Annotated in this window: 16 protein-coding genes; 4 read left to right on the top strand and 12 right to left on the bottom strand. The window is 72.1% G+C overall.

The genetic code is table 11. The annotated features are described in order from the left end of the window. Positions 1 to 535 precede the first annotated feature (535 nt). Positions 536 to 1810 (bottom strand): tyrosine--tRNA ligase, encoded by a 1275-nt coding sequence (tyrS, locus tag AB0H12_RS08475; RefSeq protein WP_499621760.1) that lies wholly within the window; start codon positions 1808 to 1810, stop codon positions 536 to 538. A gap of 93 nt (positions 1811 to 1903) precedes the next feature. On the opposite strand from tyrS, the gene AB0H12_RS08470 reads away from it, so the two are divergent. Beyond that, positions 1904 to 2362: a hypothetical protein gene (locus AB0H12_RS08470; protein WP_499621759.1), complete on the top strand. Its 459-nt coding sequence runs from the start codon at positions 1904 to 1906 to the stop codon at positions 2360 to 2362. A gap of 157 nt (positions 2363 to 2519) precedes the next feature. Next, the gene (locus tag AB0H12_RS08465) at positions 2520 to 3041 is read left to right on the top strand and encodes an EF-hand domain-containing protein (protein ID WP_499621757.1); all 522 of its coding nucleotides are present in this window, start codon (positions 2520 to 2522) and stop codon (positions 3039 to 3041) included. A 55-nt stretch (positions 3042 to 3096) separates the two neighbouring features. Here the strand turns inward: AB0H12_RS08465 and AB0H12_RS08460 are convergent, their stop codons facing one another. From AB0H12_RS08460 to argC, 9 genes are all read right to left on the bottom strand, one after another. Continuing rightward, positions 3097 to 3726, bottom strand: a complete 630-nt coding sequence (locus AB0H12_RS08460) for a DNA-3-methyladenine glycosylase (RefSeq protein WP_499621755.1) — start codon at positions 3724 to 3726, stop codon at positions 3097 to 3099. Further along, on the bottom strand, positions 3710 to 5053 hold the full coding sequence (gene argH / locus AB0H12_RS08455) for an argininosuccinate lyase (protein WP_499621805.1): 1344 nt from the start codon (positions 5051 to 5053) through the stop codon (positions 3710 to 3712). Before argH ends, AB0H12_RS08460 begins: the two co-directional genes overlap by 17 nt. 60 nt (positions 5054 to 5113) lie before the next feature. After that, entirely contained in the window at positions 5114 to 6049 is a 936-nt protein-coding gene (locus AB0H12_RS08450; RefSeq protein ID WP_499621753.1) for an argininosuccinate synthase domain-containing protein, read from the bottom strand. After that, the gene (locus tag AB0H12_RS08445) at positions 6042 to 6548 is read right to left on the bottom strand and encodes an arginine repressor (RefSeq protein WP_499621751.1); all 507 of its coding nucleotides are present in this window, start codon (positions 6546 to 6548) and stop codon (positions 6042 to 6044) included. Before AB0H12_RS08445 ends, AB0H12_RS08450 begins: the two co-directional genes overlap by 8 nt. Then, on the bottom strand, positions 6545 to 7471 hold the full coding sequence (argF, locus tag AB0H12_RS08440) for an ornithine carbamoyltransferase (RefSeq protein ID WP_499621750.1): 927 nt from the start codon (positions 7469 to 7471) through the stop codon (positions 6545 to 6547). The genes AB0H12_RS08445 and argF overlap by 4 nt, the downstream gene beginning before the upstream one ends. Further along, positions 7471 to 8658, bottom strand: a complete 1188-nt coding sequence (locus AB0H12_RS08435) for an acetylornithine transaminase (protein WP_499621749.1) — start codon at positions 8656 to 8658, stop codon at positions 7471 to 7473. Before AB0H12_RS08435 ends, argF begins: the two co-directional genes overlap by 1 nt. After that, on the bottom strand, positions 8655 to 9542 hold the full coding sequence (gene argB, locus AB0H12_RS08430; RefSeq protein ID WP_230572582.1) for an acetylglutamate kinase: 888 nt from the start codon (positions 9540 to 9542) through the stop codon (positions 8655 to 8657). The genes AB0H12_RS08435 and argB overlap by 4 nt, the downstream gene beginning before the upstream one ends. Beyond that, positions 9539 to 10693 carry a bifunctional glutamate N-acetyltransferase/amino-acid acetyltransferase ArgJ gene (argJ, locus tag AB0H12_RS08425; RefSeq protein ID WP_499621804.1) on the bottom strand — a complete coding sequence of 385 codons (1155 nt, stop codon included), beginning with the start codon at positions 10691 to 10693 and terminating at the stop codon, positions 9539 to 9541. Before argJ ends, argB begins: the two co-directional genes overlap by 4 nt. A gap of 83 nt (positions 10694 to 10776) precedes the next feature. Then, positions 10777 to 11793, bottom strand: a complete 1017-nt coding sequence (gene argC / locus AB0H12_RS08420) for an N-acetyl-gamma-glutamyl-phosphate reductase (protein ID WP_499621748.1) — start codon at positions 11791 to 11793, stop codon at positions 10777 to 10779. Positions 11794 to 11901: 108 nt separating this feature from the next. Here argC and AB0H12_RS08415 point away from each other — a divergent pair, with 108 nt between their 5' ends. Next, entirely contained in the window at positions 11902 to 12312 is a 411-nt protein-coding gene (locus AB0H12_RS08415; RefSeq protein WP_499621747.1) for a hypothetical protein, read from the top strand. Here the strand turns inward: AB0H12_RS08415 and AB0H12_RS08410 are convergent. Then, entirely contained in the window at positions 12279 to 13472 is a 1194-nt protein-coding gene (locus AB0H12_RS08410) for a cytochrome P450 (RefSeq protein ID WP_499621746.1), read from the bottom strand. The two genes, AB0H12_RS08415 and AB0H12_RS08410, sit on opposite strands and share 34 nt — an antisense overlap. A 117-nt stretch (positions 13473 to 13589) precedes the next feature. Here AB0H12_RS08410 and AB0H12_RS08405 point away from each other — a divergent pair, with 117 nt between their 5' ends. After that, a complete protein-coding gene (locus AB0H12_RS08405) occupies positions 13590 to 14219 on the top strand; it encodes an HAD family hydrolase (RefSeq protein ID WP_499621744.1) in 630 nt (209 codons plus the stop codon). Between the two features lie 15 nt (positions 14220 to 14234). Here AB0H12_RS08405 and sthA read toward each other — a convergent pair whose 3' ends face one another. Then, a complete protein-coding gene (sthA, locus tag AB0H12_RS08400; protein ID WP_499621743.1) occupies positions 14235 to 15662 on the bottom strand; it encodes a Si-specific NAD(P)(+) transhydrogenase in 1428 nt (475 codons plus the stop codon). Between the last annotated feature and the right edge of the window lie 2 nt (positions 15663 to 15664).

Raw genomic sequence — 15664 nt, 5'->3', positions numbered from 1 at the left:
AGTTGTCCAGTAACAATCTCAAAGGAAACCTCTTGACGAGGTTCATAAATTTACTGGCTATTCGGCACGCTGTTGAGTTCTCAAAGAACACGCGCACATCATCACTCACCGCTGTGACGCGGCTCGATCCGAGGCTTGTGATTCAGCTAAAGCTTGTATCGGGAAACAAGACGCCCTGGTCGCTGGGCTCAGACGAGCCTCGACTGGGTCTTCCGTTCCGCGGTCACCCACTCTACCACGCTAGCGGGAGCTTGGTTCGTGACCTGCCGCACTCCGTTCCGGTGTTCCCGGCCCGTTCCGCGCTGACATGGAGAAAGTTACACGCAGCCGAACCGGAGGTCAAATCGGGGGCGCAGCGCCGCGCCACAGGCTGAAACCGCAGGTCAGCAGCCCGTGCCGCACTCCAGTCCACGCTATCCGACCCGGCCCACCGGCAACAGTGTGACCGCGATCACACTCGAACGGGGCGAAGGCCACCGGTCCAGGTGGGACCGACGGCCTTCGACGTCACGCTCGGAGAGCCTGTTCGCGCAGGTCAGAGGAGCACCCGCACCCCGGCGGTGTTGCGCTTGCCGCGCCGGACGACCAGCCACTCCCCGTGGAGCAGGTCCTCCTTGGCGGGCACCCACTCCTCGTCGGTGACCTTGGAGTTGTTCACGTACGCGCCGCCTTCCTTCACGGTGCGCCGCGCCGCGCCCTTGCTGTCCGCCAACCCGGAGCTCACCAGCAGGTCGACGATGGTCGGCGCGTCGGCCAGGCGGACCTCGCCGGTCGGCGCCTCGGCCATCGCGGCCACCAGCGTCGACAGGTCGAGCTCGCGCAGCTCGCCGCGGCCGAACAGGGCCTGGCTCGCCGCGATGACCTGCCGCGTCTCGTGCTCGCCGTGCACCAGGTTGGTGAACTCCTCGGCCAGCTTCTTCTGCGCGGCGCGCAGGTGCGGGGCCTCGGCGGTCTGCCTCTCCAGCTCGGCCATCTCCTCCTGGGACAGGAAGGTGAACAGCCGCAGGTAGCGGAGCACGTCGGCGTCGCCCACGTTCACGAAGTACTGGTACCAGGCGTACGGCGAGGTCATCTGCGGGTCGAGCCACACGTTGCCGCCGCCGGTGGATTTGCCGAACTTGCGGCCGTCGGCGTCGGTCACCAGCGGCGCGGTCAGCGCGTGCACGGACCGCCCGTCGACCTTCCGGACCAGGTCGACGCCGCCGATGATGTTGCCCCACTGGTCGGAGCCGCCCACCTGGAGCCTGGTCCCGTACTTCCGGTTGAGCTGGAGGTAGTCGTGCGACTGCAGGAGCAGGTAGCTGAACTCGGTGTACGACATGCCGTCGCCCTCGAGGCGGCGCTTGACCGTCTCGCGGGCGAGCATGACGTTGATCGAGAAGTGCTTGCCGACGTCGCGCAGGAACTCCAGCACCGAGACGTTCCCGGTCCAGTCCAGGTTGTTGACCACGATCGCGCCGGTGGGGCCGTCGTCGAACTCGACGAACCGCTCCAGCTGGCCCCGGATGCGCCCGGCCCACTCGGCGACGGTGTCCAGCGAGTTCAGCGTGCGCTCCGCCGTGTCGCGCGGGTCGCCGATCATGCCGGTGGCGCCGCCAGCGAGGACGATCGGCCGGTGCCCGGCGCGCTGGAAGCGGCGCAGCATGAGCAGCGGGACGAGGTTGCCGGCGTGCAGGCTGGGCGCGGTCGGGTCGAACCCGGCATAGAGGGTGAGCGGACCGGCGTCGAGATCCTTCCGCAGCGCGTCGAGGTCGGTGGACTGCGCGATCAGGCCGCGCCAGGACAGCTCGTCGAGGATGTGCTCGCTCACGGGCAGCCATTCTCCTCCACCTGGTCAAAGCAGTTTGAGGCGGTGCCGCCGGCGGGTAGTCGGCGAGGGGCTCTACCGAGAGGACCACGGCCGATGACCTACCCGAACCGCGACAGACGTCCCGCCGACCGTCCCACCGAGCAGCTGCGCCCGGCCGAGCCCGTGTACCGGGAGGAATCGCCCTACCCGCGCGAGGAGGAGGTCGTCGAGCGCGGTGACGGCCGCGTGCGCGCCGTGCGCGTGGTGTGCGCCGTCATCGACCTGCTGTGCTGGCTGTTCGCGATCGTGCTGGCGATCCACATCTTCCTGGTGATCGGCGGTGCCAACCCGGCGAACGGGTTCGCGCAGCTGATCGACTCGTGGTCGGCGGCGGTGTCGCTGGGCCTGCGCGACCTGTTCACGCCCGCGAACGTCGGTGTGCGGACGTTGTTCAACGACGGCCTGGCCGCGTTGCTGTGGCTGCTGATCGGCGCGGTGCTGACCAGCGTGATCAGCCGGCTGGCGTTGCCCGCGCACGAGCGCCGCGTCTGGTACCGCCGCACGGTGCGCTAGTCCGCCCCGCCGGTGTGGGTGACGGGCGGTCGGGCGGCGTGTCTCCTTGCGCCCGACCAGGCACTACCGACCGTCACCGCGATGTCACTCGGGCGCGCAGAGGTTTGCCCCGGCTGGTCAATTGTCCTCGTGGCGTTCCCCGACCAAGTTTGCTTGCGTGGCCAGCGACTTGCAGCGGAAGAAGACCTCCATCGTGTTCACCGCGATGGACTCGAACGGTGACGGGTTCCTCGAGCGAGCCGATTTCGAGGCGTTGACGGACCGGTGGGTGCACCTCCGGGGCGCGGCCGACCCGGAACGGTTGCGGGAGATCATGATGGGCTGGTGGGACGCGCTGCGTGCGGCGTCCGACCACGACCGCGACGACAAGGTCACGGTGGACGAGGTGCTGACCGTGGTGGAGGACCTCGGCACCATGCTCGACCTGGTGGTGGCCACGGCGGAGTCGATGTTCGAGGCGGTGGACGAGGACGGCGACGGCCTGGTGTCCGCGCCCGAGTACGGCCGGATGATCCACGCCTGGACCGGCGACGACGCCCCGACCGACGCCGTCTTCGCCCGGCTCGACCTCGACGGCGACGGCTCGATCTCGAAGTCCGAGTTCGTGCAGCACTGGGTGGAGTTCTGGGCGGGCGACGACGCGGACGCGCCGGGCGCCCACGTCTTCGGCGAGGTCTAGGAGACGTCCCGCGCGAGCAGCTCTTCGACGTCCACCGTGGTCCCGGAAAAGGGCCTCAGGTGACGACGCGCGTCCGGCGGGTGCCCCGGCGGTAGGCGCTGACGGCGGGCGAGTCGATCCAGAACCGCCACGGCACGTCCACCGCGACGGCCACGCCCACGCGCGGGCCGGTGCGGATGTCGGCGTCGTCCACCGGCTCGCCGGCCAGCAGCCGCACGGTCGCGTCCGGCTCGGTCAGGTTCACGCCGTTGTGCACGCGGTCGAGCCCGAGCACGCCGGTCAGCCGGGCCGGGCCCTTGGCCAGTTCGGCGGCGTTGCGCGCGGTCGGGCGGCGGGCGTGCGCCAGCGCCGACCCGGTCACCACCTCGCCGGCGCGCAGCAGCACCGCGCCGGGCACGCCGTCGGTCAGCGACACGACGTTCGCGCAGAAGTGCATGCCGTAGACGAAGTACACGTAGAGCCGACCGGCCGGGCCGAACATCACGTCGTTGCGCGGCGTGCGGCCCCGGTAGCAGTGCGAGGCCGGGTCGTCGCCGCCCCGGTACGCCTCGACCTCCACGATCCGCAGCCCGACCACGCCGTCGTCGGTGGTCGACTCGATGACGCTCCCGAGCAGGAGCCGCGCGGCGTCGACGGGGTCGACCGCGAGCTCCCGCTCGGTGAGCTGCCTAGGCGTTGCGGGCAACGGACACCTTGTCGCGCAACCTCTTCAGCTGCTCGGAGACCCGGTCGGGCGCGGTGCCGCCGTGCGCGTCCCGTGACGCGATGGACCCTTCCACGGTCAACACGCTACGCACCTCGGGCGTCAACGCGGGAGAGATCGTGGCGAACTCCTCATCGGTGAGGTCCTCCAGCCCGACGCCGCGCCCCTCGGCCACCCGGACGCACTCGCCCGCCGCCTCGTGCGCCACCCGGAACGGCACGCCCTGCCGCACCAGCCACTCGGCGATGTCGGTGGCCAGGGTGAACCCGGCGGGCGCCAGCACCGCCATCCGCTCGGTGTCGAACCGCGTGGTGGCGATCATCCCGGCCAGCGCGGGCAGCAGCAGTTCCAGCTGCTCGACCGAGTCGAACAGCGGCTCCTTGTCCTCCTGGAGGTCCCGGTTGTAGGCCAGCGGCTGCGCCTTCAGCGTCGCCAGCAGCCCGGTCAGGTTGCCGATGAGCCGGCCGGACTTGCCCCTGGTCAGCTCGGCGACGTCGGGGTTCTTCTTCTGCGGCATGATCGAGCTGCCGGTGGCCCACGCGTCGTCCAGCACGGCGAAGCGGAACTCGGCGGTGGTCCAGATGATCACCTCTTCGGCGATCCTCGACAGGTCGACGCCGATCATGGCCAGCACGAACGCGATCTCGGCTGCGAAGTCGCGCGACGCGGTGCCGTCGATGGAGTTCTCCACCGGACCGTCGAAGCCCAGCTCCTCGGCCACGGCGGCCGGGTCGAGGCCCAGCGACGAGCCGGCCAGCGCGCCCGAGCCGTACGGCGACACGGCGGTCCGCTTGTCCCAGTCGCGCAGCCGGTCGACGTCGCGCAGCAGCGCCTGGCCGTGGGCGAGCAGGTGGTGCGCCAGCAGCACGGGCTGGGCGGACTGGAGGTGCGTGCGGCCGGGCATGACGGCGGTGGCGTGCGCGGACGCCTGGTCGGCCAGCGCCTCGACCACGTCGAGCACGCCCGCCGACACCCGCTGGGCGGCGTCGCGCAGCCACATCCGGAACAGCGTGGCCACCTGGTCGTTGCGGGACCGGCCGGCGCGCAGCTTGCCGCCCAGCTCCGGTCCGGCGCGCTCGATCAGGCCGCGCTCCAGCGCGGTGTGCACGTCCTCGTCGGCCACCGTCGGGGTGAACGACCCGGCCGCCACGTCGGCTTCCAGCGCGTCCAGCGCCGCGAGCATGCGCTCCAGTTCGTCGGCGGTCAGCAGACCGGCCCGGCGCAGCACGCGGGCGTGCGCGCGGGAACCCCTGATGTCGTACGGGGCGAGTCGCCAGTCGAAGTGCGTCGACGCGGACAGCCGCGCCATCGCCTCCGCCGGTCCTCCGGCGAACCGGCCACCCCACAATGAGCTCACGTGATCGAATCCCTACGTCGCGGCGATCTTGTCCGGCAGGTTCCGCGATCTTCCCGAGCCCGGGGCGAGGTCGGACAGCGGCTCCTCGCCGCGCCGGCCGGTGACGACCGCGCGGCCACCGTGCAGCACGAGCCGGACCTCGCCGGACACGTGCCGCTGGGTGCTGTCGATGAAGCTGTCCAACGCCTGCTTGAGCGGGGAGAACCACAGACCTTCGTGCACCAGTGCACCCCAGCGCCGCTCGACCCGCCGCTTGAAGCGGAGCAGGTCGGGCTCCAGGGTGACGTCCTCCAGCTGTTGGTGAGCGGTGGTCAACGCGCTCGCGCCGGGCGTCTCGTAGGCCCGGACGCCGGTGAGGCGGCCGACCCCCGAGACGCCCGCCCTCCGGTTCAGCTCCCGGACGGCTTGCGGCATGGTCACGGTCTCGCCGTCGATGGCGACCGGCGTGCCCCGGTCGAACGCGAGCACGAGCTCCTCGGGGTCGCCCGGCTCGATCCGGCCCACCGGGCCGTGGTCCGCCGGGGCGCCGGCCGGTGCGACGGCGACGACCTCGAGGTCGGGCGCGAGGGCGGTGACACCGGACTCGAAGCGGATCCGGTCGGCGCCGGCGCGGTCGTGCGCCACGGTCGTCGCGCCGTGCCGGCGGGCGGCCTCGACCACGTGCTCGGCGACGAGCGGCGCGAACAGCGCCGACACCGGGTGCAGGGCGTTGGCGCGCAGCGCGGGCAGGCAGTAGTGGTCGGCGAACTCGTCGCGGGCGTCGGTGACCACGGCCTCGACCGCGCCGCGGTCCAGCGCCCGGCGGCGGATGGTCTCCAGGTCCTCGCCGCCCCGGCCGAGGTCGACCACGACGGCGACGACCTCGGCGCCGGTCTCCTCGGCGAGCCGGCCGATGGCGACCGGGGTGTCGAACCCGCCGGAGCACGCGAGGACGACCCGCTCACTCATGGGGTTCCCCCGGCTGCGCCTCGTTGTCGCCCGCGGCGAGCGCGGTCACCCTGGCGGCCAGGTCCGCGCCGGTGAGGGGTTCCCTGGCCACGGCGAGGATGGTGTCGTCACCGGCGATGGTGCCGACGATGTCGTGCAGCGCGGCCCGGTCCAGCGCGCTGGCCAGGAACTGGGCCGCGCCGGGCGGGGTGCGCAGGACGGCGAGGTTGCCGGAGTGGTCCACCGACACGAGCAGTTCGGCGAGCACCCTGGTGAGGCGCGACGTGCCCCCTTGCACGCCGCGCACCGGGCTGCCGTCCTCGGGGATGACGTAGACGGGCGCGCCGCCGTCGGGTCCGCGCAGCTTGACCGCGCCCAGCTCGTCCAGGTCGCGCGACAGCGTGGCCTGGGTGACCTCGATGCCTTCCACCGCCAGCGTCTTCGCCAGTTCCGACTGGCTGCGGATGGCGCGTTGGGCGACCAGTTCGACGATGCGGGCCTGCCGCGCGGTCCGGGTCATCGCGACTGCTCCAACAACCACACGAGCAGCGCCTTCTGGGCGTGCAGCCGGTTCTCGGCCTCGTCCCACACCGCGCTGTCCGGGCCGTCGAGCACGTCGTCGGTGATCTCCTGGCCGCGGTGGGCGGGCAGGCAGTGCAGCACGGTCGTCTTCACGCCGGTCGCGGCCACGAGGTCGGCGTTGAGCTGGTAGGGCCGGAACGGGCGCATCCGGTCGCGGCCGTCGTTCTCCTGGCCCATCGACGTCCAGGTGTCGGTGACCAGCACGTCCGCGCCGTCCACCGCCTCGCGCGGGTCCTCGACCACGATCACCGAGCCGCCGGTGTCCGCGGCGCGCTTGCGCGCGTCGTCCAGCACCCAGGGCAGCGGCTGGAACAGCGCGGGCGCGGCGATCCGCACGTGCATGCCCGCCGTGACGCCGCCGAGCAGCATCGAGTGGGACATGTTGTTCGCGCCGTCGCCGAGGTAGGTGACGGTGAGGCCGGCGAGCCCGCCGTGCACGCGCCGGATGGTCTGCAGGTCGGCCAGCACCTGGCAGGGGTGGAACTCGTCGGTCAGCGCGTTGATCACCGGGATGCGGGACACCGACGCCATCGCGTCGATGCGCTTCTGCGCGAACGTCCGCCAGATCACCGCGTCCACGTACCCGGACAGGATCCGGGACGTGTCCTCGATGGTCTCCTCTCGGCCCAGCTGCATGGACCGGCCGTCGATGATCACCGGGTTGCCGCCGAGCTGGGCGATGCCGACCTCGAACGACAGGCGGGTGCGGGTGGAGTTCTTCTCGAAGATCACCGCGACGGACTTGGGCCCGGCCAGCGGCTTGGCGGTCAGCCGGTCGGCCTTGTAGCCGTCGGCCAGGTCGAGGACCGCGGCCTGCTCGTCGGGGGTCAGGTCGTCGTCACGCAGGAAGTGGCGCACCATCACGGCTCCTGGCCTGGGGTGGGGAAGAACGAGGGCAAGTCGGCCACCAGTCGGTGGGCGTCCGCCTCGTCCAGCACCAGCGGCGGCGCCAGGCGGATGACGTCGGGCTGGATCGGGTTGATCAGGTAGCCGGCCTGCTGCGCGGCCGCCGCGGCCTTCGCCGAGACCGCCTCGCGCAGCGTGATGCCGAGCAGCAGGCCGGCGCCCCGCACCCCGGAGATGAGCGGGTGGTCCAGGGCCTCGACGCCGGTCGCGATCTCCTTGCCGACCGCGGCGGTGTGCTCCAGCAGGCCGTCGGCGGCGATCGTGTCGAGCACCGCGAGCGCGGCGGCGCAGCACACCGGGTTGCCGCCGAACGTGGTGCCGTGCTGGCCGGGCTCGAACAGGTCCTTGGCCGGGCCCACCGCGATGCACGCGCCGAGCGGCAGTCCGCCGCCGAGGCCCTTGGCCAGCGTGATCACGTCGGGGACGATCCCGACCTGGTGGAACGCGAACCAGGTGCCCAGGCGCCCGACGCCGGTCTGCACCTCGTCGAGGACGAGCAGCGCGCCGTGCTCGGCGGTGATCCGGCGGGCCGCTTCGAGGTAGCCCTCGGGCGGCACGACGACGCCGTTCTCGCCCTGGATCGGCTCCACGATGAACGCGGCGGTCTCGTCGTCGACCGCGGCTTCCAGCGCGGCCACGTCGCCGTACGGGATGTGCACGACGCCGGGGACCAGCGGCTCGAACGGCTCGCGCTTCTTGGGCTGGCCGGTCAGCGCCAGCGCGCCCATGGTGCGGCCGTGGAAACCGCCGTCGGTCGACACGACCTTGGTGCGGCCGGTGCGGCGGCTCAGCTTGAACGCGGCCTCGTTGGCCTCCGCGCCGGAGTTGCAGAACAGCACCCGGCCGTCACCGTCTACACCGGACAGGTCGAGCAGCCGTTCGGCGAGCTTGAGCGCGGGCTCGTTGATGTAGAGGTTGGAGGTGTGGCCGATCTTGGCGATCTGCTCGGTCACCGCGGCCACGATCGCCGGGTGCGCGTGGCCGAGCGCGTTGACCGCGATGCCGGTCAGCAGGTCCAGGTAGCGGTTGCCGTCGGCGTCCCAGACGTGCGCGCCCTCACCTCGGGTCAGGGTCAGGCCGGGCGTGCCGTAGTTGTTCATCATCGCGGCCTGCCACCGCTGCTGATCCTGGCTCTCGCTCATGCCTCGCCCGCCCCAGTCCGTTCGGTCACCATCGTTCCGACGCCCTCGGAGGTGAAGACCTCCAACAACACCGAGTGCGCCAGCCTGCCGTCGATCACGTGCGCCTCGGGGACGCCGCCGCGCACCGCGCGCAGGCAGGCCTCCATCTTCGGCACCATGCCGCTGTCCAGGTCCGGCAGCATCTTCTCCAGCCGCTCGGCGTCCACCCGGTGCAGCAGCGAGCTCTTGTCCGGCCAGTCCGCGTACAGGCCCTCGACGTCGGTGAGCACGACCAGCTTCTCGGCCTTCAGCGCCACGGCCACCGCGCCCGCCGCCGTGTCGGCGTTGACGTTGTGCACCACGCCGTCGGCGTCCGGCGCGACCGTGGACACGACCGGGATGCGGCCCGCGCGCACGATGTCGAGCACCGCGTCCGGGTTGACGTCCACGATGTCGCCGACCAGGCCGATGTCGACCGGCGCGCCGTCCACGATGGCCGGTCGCCGGGCGGCGGTCAGCAGGTGGGCGTCCTCGCCGGACAGGCCGACCGCGAGCGGGCCGTGGGAGTTGATCAGGCCGACGAGCTCGCGCTGCACCTGGCCGACCAGCACCATCCGGACCACGTCCATGGCCTCCGGCGTGGTGACGCGCAGGCCGCCGCGGAACTCGCTGTCGATGCCGAGCCGCTTGAGCATCGCGGCGATCTGCGGCCCGCCGCCGTGCACCACGACCGGGTGCAGGCCCGCGAGCTTGAGGAACACCATGTCCTGCGCGAACGCGCGCTTCAGCTCGTCGTCCACCATGGCGTTGCCGCCGTACTTGACGACCACGATCGCGCCGCGGAAGCGCTGCAGCCACGGCAGCGCCTCGATCAGGATCCCGGCCTTGGCCTGCGGCGTGATCATGAGCTGTACGCGCTGTTCTCTTCGACGTACCCGTGCGACAGGTCCGTGGTGAGCACGGTGGCCGTGCCGTCGCCGAGGTTCAGGTCGACCACGATGGCGACGTCGCGGCCGGACAGGTCGGCCTCACTCCGGTCGGCGGCCTGGTGGCCGTCCGCGAACAGCGTGACGCCGTTGATCGCGATGCCGAGCTTGTGCTGGTCGACGGTGGCGGGCGAGCGGCCGACGGCCATCGCGATCCGGCCCCAGTTCGGGTCCGACCCGAACAGCGCGGTCTTGACCAGGTTGTCCTCGGCGACGGTCTTGGCGACCACGACCGCCTCGGCTTCGGTGAGCGCGCCGTTGACCGTGATGGCGACCTCCTTGGTCGCGCCCTCCGCGTCGCCTTGGAGCTGCTTGACCAGGTCCTGCGCCACGGCGGTCAGCACGTCGGCGAACTGCTCGGCGGTCGGCGTGACGCCGGAGGCGCCGGAGGCGAGGACCAGCACGGTGTCGTTGGTGGACGTGCCGCCGTCCACGTCGAGCCGGTCGTAGGTCTTGGTGGTCACCGCGCGCAGGGCCGCGTCCAGGGCGTCGCCGTCGATCACCGCGTCGGTGGTGATGACGCTGAGCATCGTGGCCATGTTCGGCGAGAGCATGCCCGCGCCCTTGGCGAACCCGCCGACCGACCACCCGTCCGGGTGACCCTGCCAGCACTGCTTGGGGTGGGTGTCGGTGGTCATCACGGCGGTGGCGGCGTTCAGGTCCGCCTGGTCGCCCGCGGCGAGTTCCCGGGCCGCCCTGTCCACGCCCGCCTTGAGGTTGTCCATCGGCAGGCGCTCGCCGATCAGGCCGGTGGAGCACACCGCGACCTCGATCGCGCCGACGTCCAGCACCGCGGCGACCTTCTCGGCGGTGGCGTGGGTGTCCTGGAAGCCCTCGGGACCGGTGCACGCGTTCGCGCCGCCGGAGTTCAGCACGACGGCGTGGAGCTTGCGCTCCTTGAGCACCTGCTGGGACCACAGCACGGGCGCGGCCTTCACCTGGTTGGTGGTGAAGACGCCCGCGGCGGCCTGGCCGGGTCCTTCGTTGACGACCAGCGCCAGGTCGAGCGCGCCGGACTCCTTGATGCCGGCCGCGACGCCCGCGGCCTTGAAGCCCTTCGGCCCGGTCACGCCTTTGTGGCGCTCGGGTGCGGGTGTCCCGCTGTGCGCGGTCGGGGCCGCTCCCCCGGTGGACGCGTCGGTCGTGCCGCGGTTCACGGGGCCACTCCGACGGTGGACAGGCCGGTGGTCTCCGGCAGGCCGAGCGCCAGGTTCATGCACTGCACCGCCGCGCCCGCGGTGCCCTTCGCCAGGTTGTCGATCGCGGCCACCACGACCAGCCGGTTCACGTCGCGGTCGACGGCCACCTGCAGCTGCACGGCGTTCGAGCCGAGCACCGCGGCCGTGGTCGGCCAGTGGCCCTCCGGCAGCAGGTGCACGAACGGCTCGTCGGCGTAGGCCTTCTCGTACGCGGCGCGGACGTCCGCCTCACCGTCCTTGAGCGTCGCCGAGCAGGTGGCCAGGATGCCCCTCGGCAACGGCGCCAGCACCGGGGTGAACGAGACCCGGACCGGCTCGTCGGCGACCTTGGACAGGTTCTGCGTGATCTCCGGGGTGTGCCGGTGCGCGCCGCCGACGCCGTAAGCGCTGAGCGAGCCCATCACCTCGGAGCCGAGGAGGTGGGGCTTGAGCGCCTTGCCCGCGCCGGACGTGCCGGACACGGCCACCACCGTCACCTCGGGCTCGACCAGCCCCATCGCCGGCGCCAGGGCCAGCGACGACACGGTCGGGTAGCAGCCGGGCACGGCGACGCGGCGGGCGCCGCGCAGCTCGTCGCGCTGACCGGGCAGCTCGGGCAGGCCGTACGGCCAGCTGCCCGCGTGCGCGCCGCCGTACCAGCGGTCCCAGGCGGCGGGGTCGGTGAGCCGGTGGTCCGCGCCGCAGTCGACGACGAGCGTGTCGTCGTCCAGCTGCGCGGCGATCTCGGCCGAGCGGCCGTGCGGCAGGGCGAGGAAGACGACGTCGTGGCCCTTGAGGGTGTCGGCGGTCGTCTCCTCCAGCACCCGGTCGGCCAGCGGCAGCAGGTGTGGCTGGTGGGCGAACAGCGGGGAGCCCGCGTTGCCGCCGGCGGTGAGCGCGCCGATCTCCACGTCCGGGTGACCGAGCAGGAGGCGCAGCACCTCACCCCCGGCGTACCCGCTGGCCCCGGCGACCGCGATCCGTACCGTCATGCGGATAAGTATGCACGCTGATGCAAAGGTACTCAAATCGGTTCCGCTTAATGCGGCGGCGCGGTTCCCGGTGTCATGCTTTCCTGTACGGGAACTGGGGGGTTCATCGTGATACACCGTCCGCACGAGCACGCACGGGGGCACTTCTCACCCGAACGGCGACGCGACGGCCGTCCGGGCCCGTTCGCCGCACGGCCGTGGCTGACCTTGCTCGCCTGGGTCGGCGTGCTCACCGCGATCGTGGGGATGACCGTCATCGGTCTGGACGTGGTGTGCGACTCCGCGCCGACGCCCGACCTCGGCTCGCCGCACGCCGACGGGTTCCCGGGCCGCGACCCGTTCCCCGGCGCCCCGATCCCCGCCGGTGACCCGGCCGCCGGGAGCAGGCCGGCGCGACCCGGCGACGCGGGCTTCGGCATCGGGCTGGTCTTCGGCGGCTTCGCGCTCGCGGCCGTCGCGGGCCTCGGGGGCTCGCAGCGCCGCCGTCACCACGTCACGGGCAGTGCCGCGAGGCCGTAGACGATCCGCTGGGAGCGGTAGTCGGGTTCCGGCCCGACCAGGCGCATGCCGGGGAACCGGCGCGCCAGGGCGGGGAAGGCGATCCGCATCTCCATCCTGGCCAGCGGCGCGCCGAGGCAGTGGTGGACGCCGTGGCCGAACGCGACGTGGCCGCCCGCGTCCCGGGTGATGTCCAGCCCGTCGGGGTCCGGCACGAGGCCGGGGTCGCGGTTGGCCGCGGGCAGCGAGCAGAGGACCAGCTCGCCGGGGCCGAGGGTGTGACCGCCGAGCTCCACCTCGGCGGTCGTGATCCGCGGCACGCCGGTGTGCACGACGGTCAGCCACCTCAGCAGCTCCTCCACGGCCGCGTCGGCGCGCTCGGGCTCGTCGCGCAGCAGCCGGAGCTGGTCGGGGTGGCGCAGGAGGGCGAGCACCCCGAGGCCGAGCATGTTGGCCGTGGTCTCGTGGCCGGCCAGCAGGAGCAGGTCCGCGATGCCGATCATCTCGCGGTCGTCGAGGGCGGCGGCCTCGTCGCGGGCGAGCACGCCGAGCAGGTCGTCGCCCGGCTCGACCCTGGCCCGCGCGACCAGGTCGGCCAGGTACGCCTTGGTCTGGTACTGCAGGGCGAGCCGTTCCTCGAACGACAGCGCCGCGTCGAAGTACCTCGTGTAGCGGTCCTGGAAGGTGTCGCGGTCCTCGAAGGGCACGCCGAGCAGCTCGCAGATCACCAGCGCCGGGACGGGCAGCGCGAAGTCGGCCACGAGGTCGGCGGGCGGCCCCTTGCGCTCGATCGCGTCGAGGTGGTCGCGCACGATGTCGTGGATGCGCGGTTCCAGCCGGCGCATCCGGCGGGCGGTGAACTCCGGGGCCAGCGTCCGGCGCAGGCGGGTGTGCTCGGGCGGGTCGAACGCGAGCATGTTGCCCGGCCGCACGGCGGCCAGCTCCTCGTCGGTCAACGCGGGCGCGCCGGGCACCAGGTGGTGGGCCGAGATGCCGAACCGCCGCGAGTCGCTGTAGACGAGCCGGACGTCCTCGATCCGGGTCACCACCCACACCGACGTGCCCAGCGCCGGCGAGTCGATCCGGCGCACCCCGCCCTCCTCGCGGATCTCCGTCAGGTCGGGGTGGGGGTCGAACCCCACCCGGCGGTAGATCAGGGGCGTCGTCGGCGCCGCGGTCATGCCGCCTCCAACCCTCGGGGTCCTGCGGAAAAACGTAGCGACGTGGCGCGGTCGTGCGCGAGCCTTCGCACGAGTGAGTCACCGACTACCCACCGTGATGACAGGGAGTGTGCACCGATGGCCGGACGACTGCGCGCCGTGATCTTCGACTGGCGGGGGACGCTGGTGCTCACGCCCACGTTCCGCGCGTGGGTGGCGGAGGCGTTGCGCCGGATCGGCCGCGACACCGGCCGGACCGCCGAGGTGATCGCGTCGCTGGACGTGGCGGGGCTGGACGCGCCCGGTGTCGACGCGGACGCCGCGTTGCACCGGGAGTCCTACTACGGGGCGTTCCGGGCGGCCGGGCTGGACCAGGAGCTGGCCGACTCGCTGTACGCGGTGGAGTCCGACCCGGCGTTCACCCCGTTCGCGGTGGACGCCGGGCCGACGTTGCGGGCGCTGCGCGAGGCCGGCGTGCGGATCGGGGTGCTCAGCGACATCCACTTCGACATCCGGCCCGCGTTCGCCGACCTCCCGGTCGACTCGTTCGTGCTGTCGTTCGAGCACGGCGTGGTGAAGCCCGACCCGGCGATCTTCCGCATCGCGCTGCGCGAGCTCGACACCGCGCCCGAGGAGACGCTGATGGTCGGCGACCGCTCGACGCACGACGGCGCGGGCGTCGAGGCCGGCCTGCCGACGTTGCTCGTGCCGCCGCTGCGTGACGTCGACGACGCCCGGCTCGACCTCGTCACGTCCCTGCTCACGTGATCAGGGCTCGCGTGATCAGGAGCCGAAGCGCTCCAACGCGCGCATCTTGTTCGTGGCGTCCAACGCGGCCACCTTGTACGCCTCGGACAGCGTCGGGTAGTTGAAGACGGTGTCCACCAGGTAGTCCACCGTGCCGCCGCACGCCATGACCGCCTGCCCGATGTGGACGAGGTCGGTCGCGCCGGTGCCGAACAGGTGCACGCCGAGCAGCCTGCGGTCCACAGTGGACACCAGCAGCTTGAGCATGCCGTAGGCGTCGCCGACGATCGAGCCGCGCGCCAGCTCGCGGTACCGCGCCAGCCCCACCTCGTACGGCACCGCGGACGACGTCAGCTCGGCTTCCGTGGCGCCGCAGTAGGAGATCTCGGGGATGGTGTAGATCCCGATCGGCTGCAACGAGGACAGCTCGCGCGCCTGCTCGCCGAACGCGTGGTAGGCGGCGAGGCGGCCCTGGTCCATCGACGTGGCGGCCAGCGCCGGGAAGCCGATCACGTCGCCGACCGCGTAGATGTGCTCGACGGGCGTGCGGTAGTGCTCGTCCACGGTCAGCCGGCCGCGGTGATCCGCTTCGAGGCCGGCCTTGTCGAGGTCGAGCGCCTCGGTGTTGCCCTGCCTGCCCGCCGAGTACATCACCGCGGCGGCCGGGATGCGCTTGCCGCTGGCCAGCGTGGTGACCGTGCCGGAGTCGGACACGTCGACGTTGACGACCTTCTCGCCGAACCGGAACGTCACCGACAGGTCGCGCAGGTGGAACTTCAGCGACTCCACGATCTCCGGGTCGCAGAAGTCGAGCATCCGGTCGCGCTGCTCGACCACCGTGACCCGGCTGCCCAGCGCGGCGAACATCGACGCGTACTCGATGCCGATCACGCCCGCGCCCACCACGACCAGGGACGACGGGATCTCCTCCAGCGCGAGCACCTCGTCGGAGTCCAGCACCCGGATCTCGTCGAAGTCCACCTGGTCGGGTCGGGCGGGACGGGTGCCGGTGGCGATCACGACGTGCCCGGCGGTGACCAGGTGGTGCTCGCCGCGGTGCCCGCCGTCCACCGCGACGGTGTGCGGGTCGACGAACCGGGCGGTGCCGGTGAGCAGGTCGACCTGGTTGCGGTGCAGCTGCGCGCGCACGACCTGGACCTCGCGGCCGATCACGTGCTGCGCGCGGGAGAGCAGGTCGCTGATCGTGATGTCCTGCTTCACGCGGTAGCTCGCGCCGTACAGGTCGCGCTGGCTCAGGCCGGTCAGGTACATCACCGCCTCGCGCAACGTCTTCGACGGGATGGTGCCGGTGTTCACGCACACGCCGCCCACCATGTCGGCGCGGTCGACGATCGCGACCCGCTTGCCGAGCTTGGCGCCGGCGATGGCGGCCTTCTGCCCGCCCGGGCCCGAGCCGATCACCAACAGGTCGTAGTCGTACTCGCGCGCGCCCACAGCAGTCATAC

The sequence above is a fragment of the Actinosynnema sp. NPDC023794 genome, assembly GCF_040639675.1.
GTDB classification, from domain to species: domain Bacteria; phylum Actinomycetota; class Actinomycetes; order Mycobacteriales; family Pseudonocardiaceae; genus Actinosynnema; species Actinosynnema luteola.
Note: the sequence above shows the minus strand (reverse complement) of the source record. Positions and strands in the feature narration are given on the sequence as shown.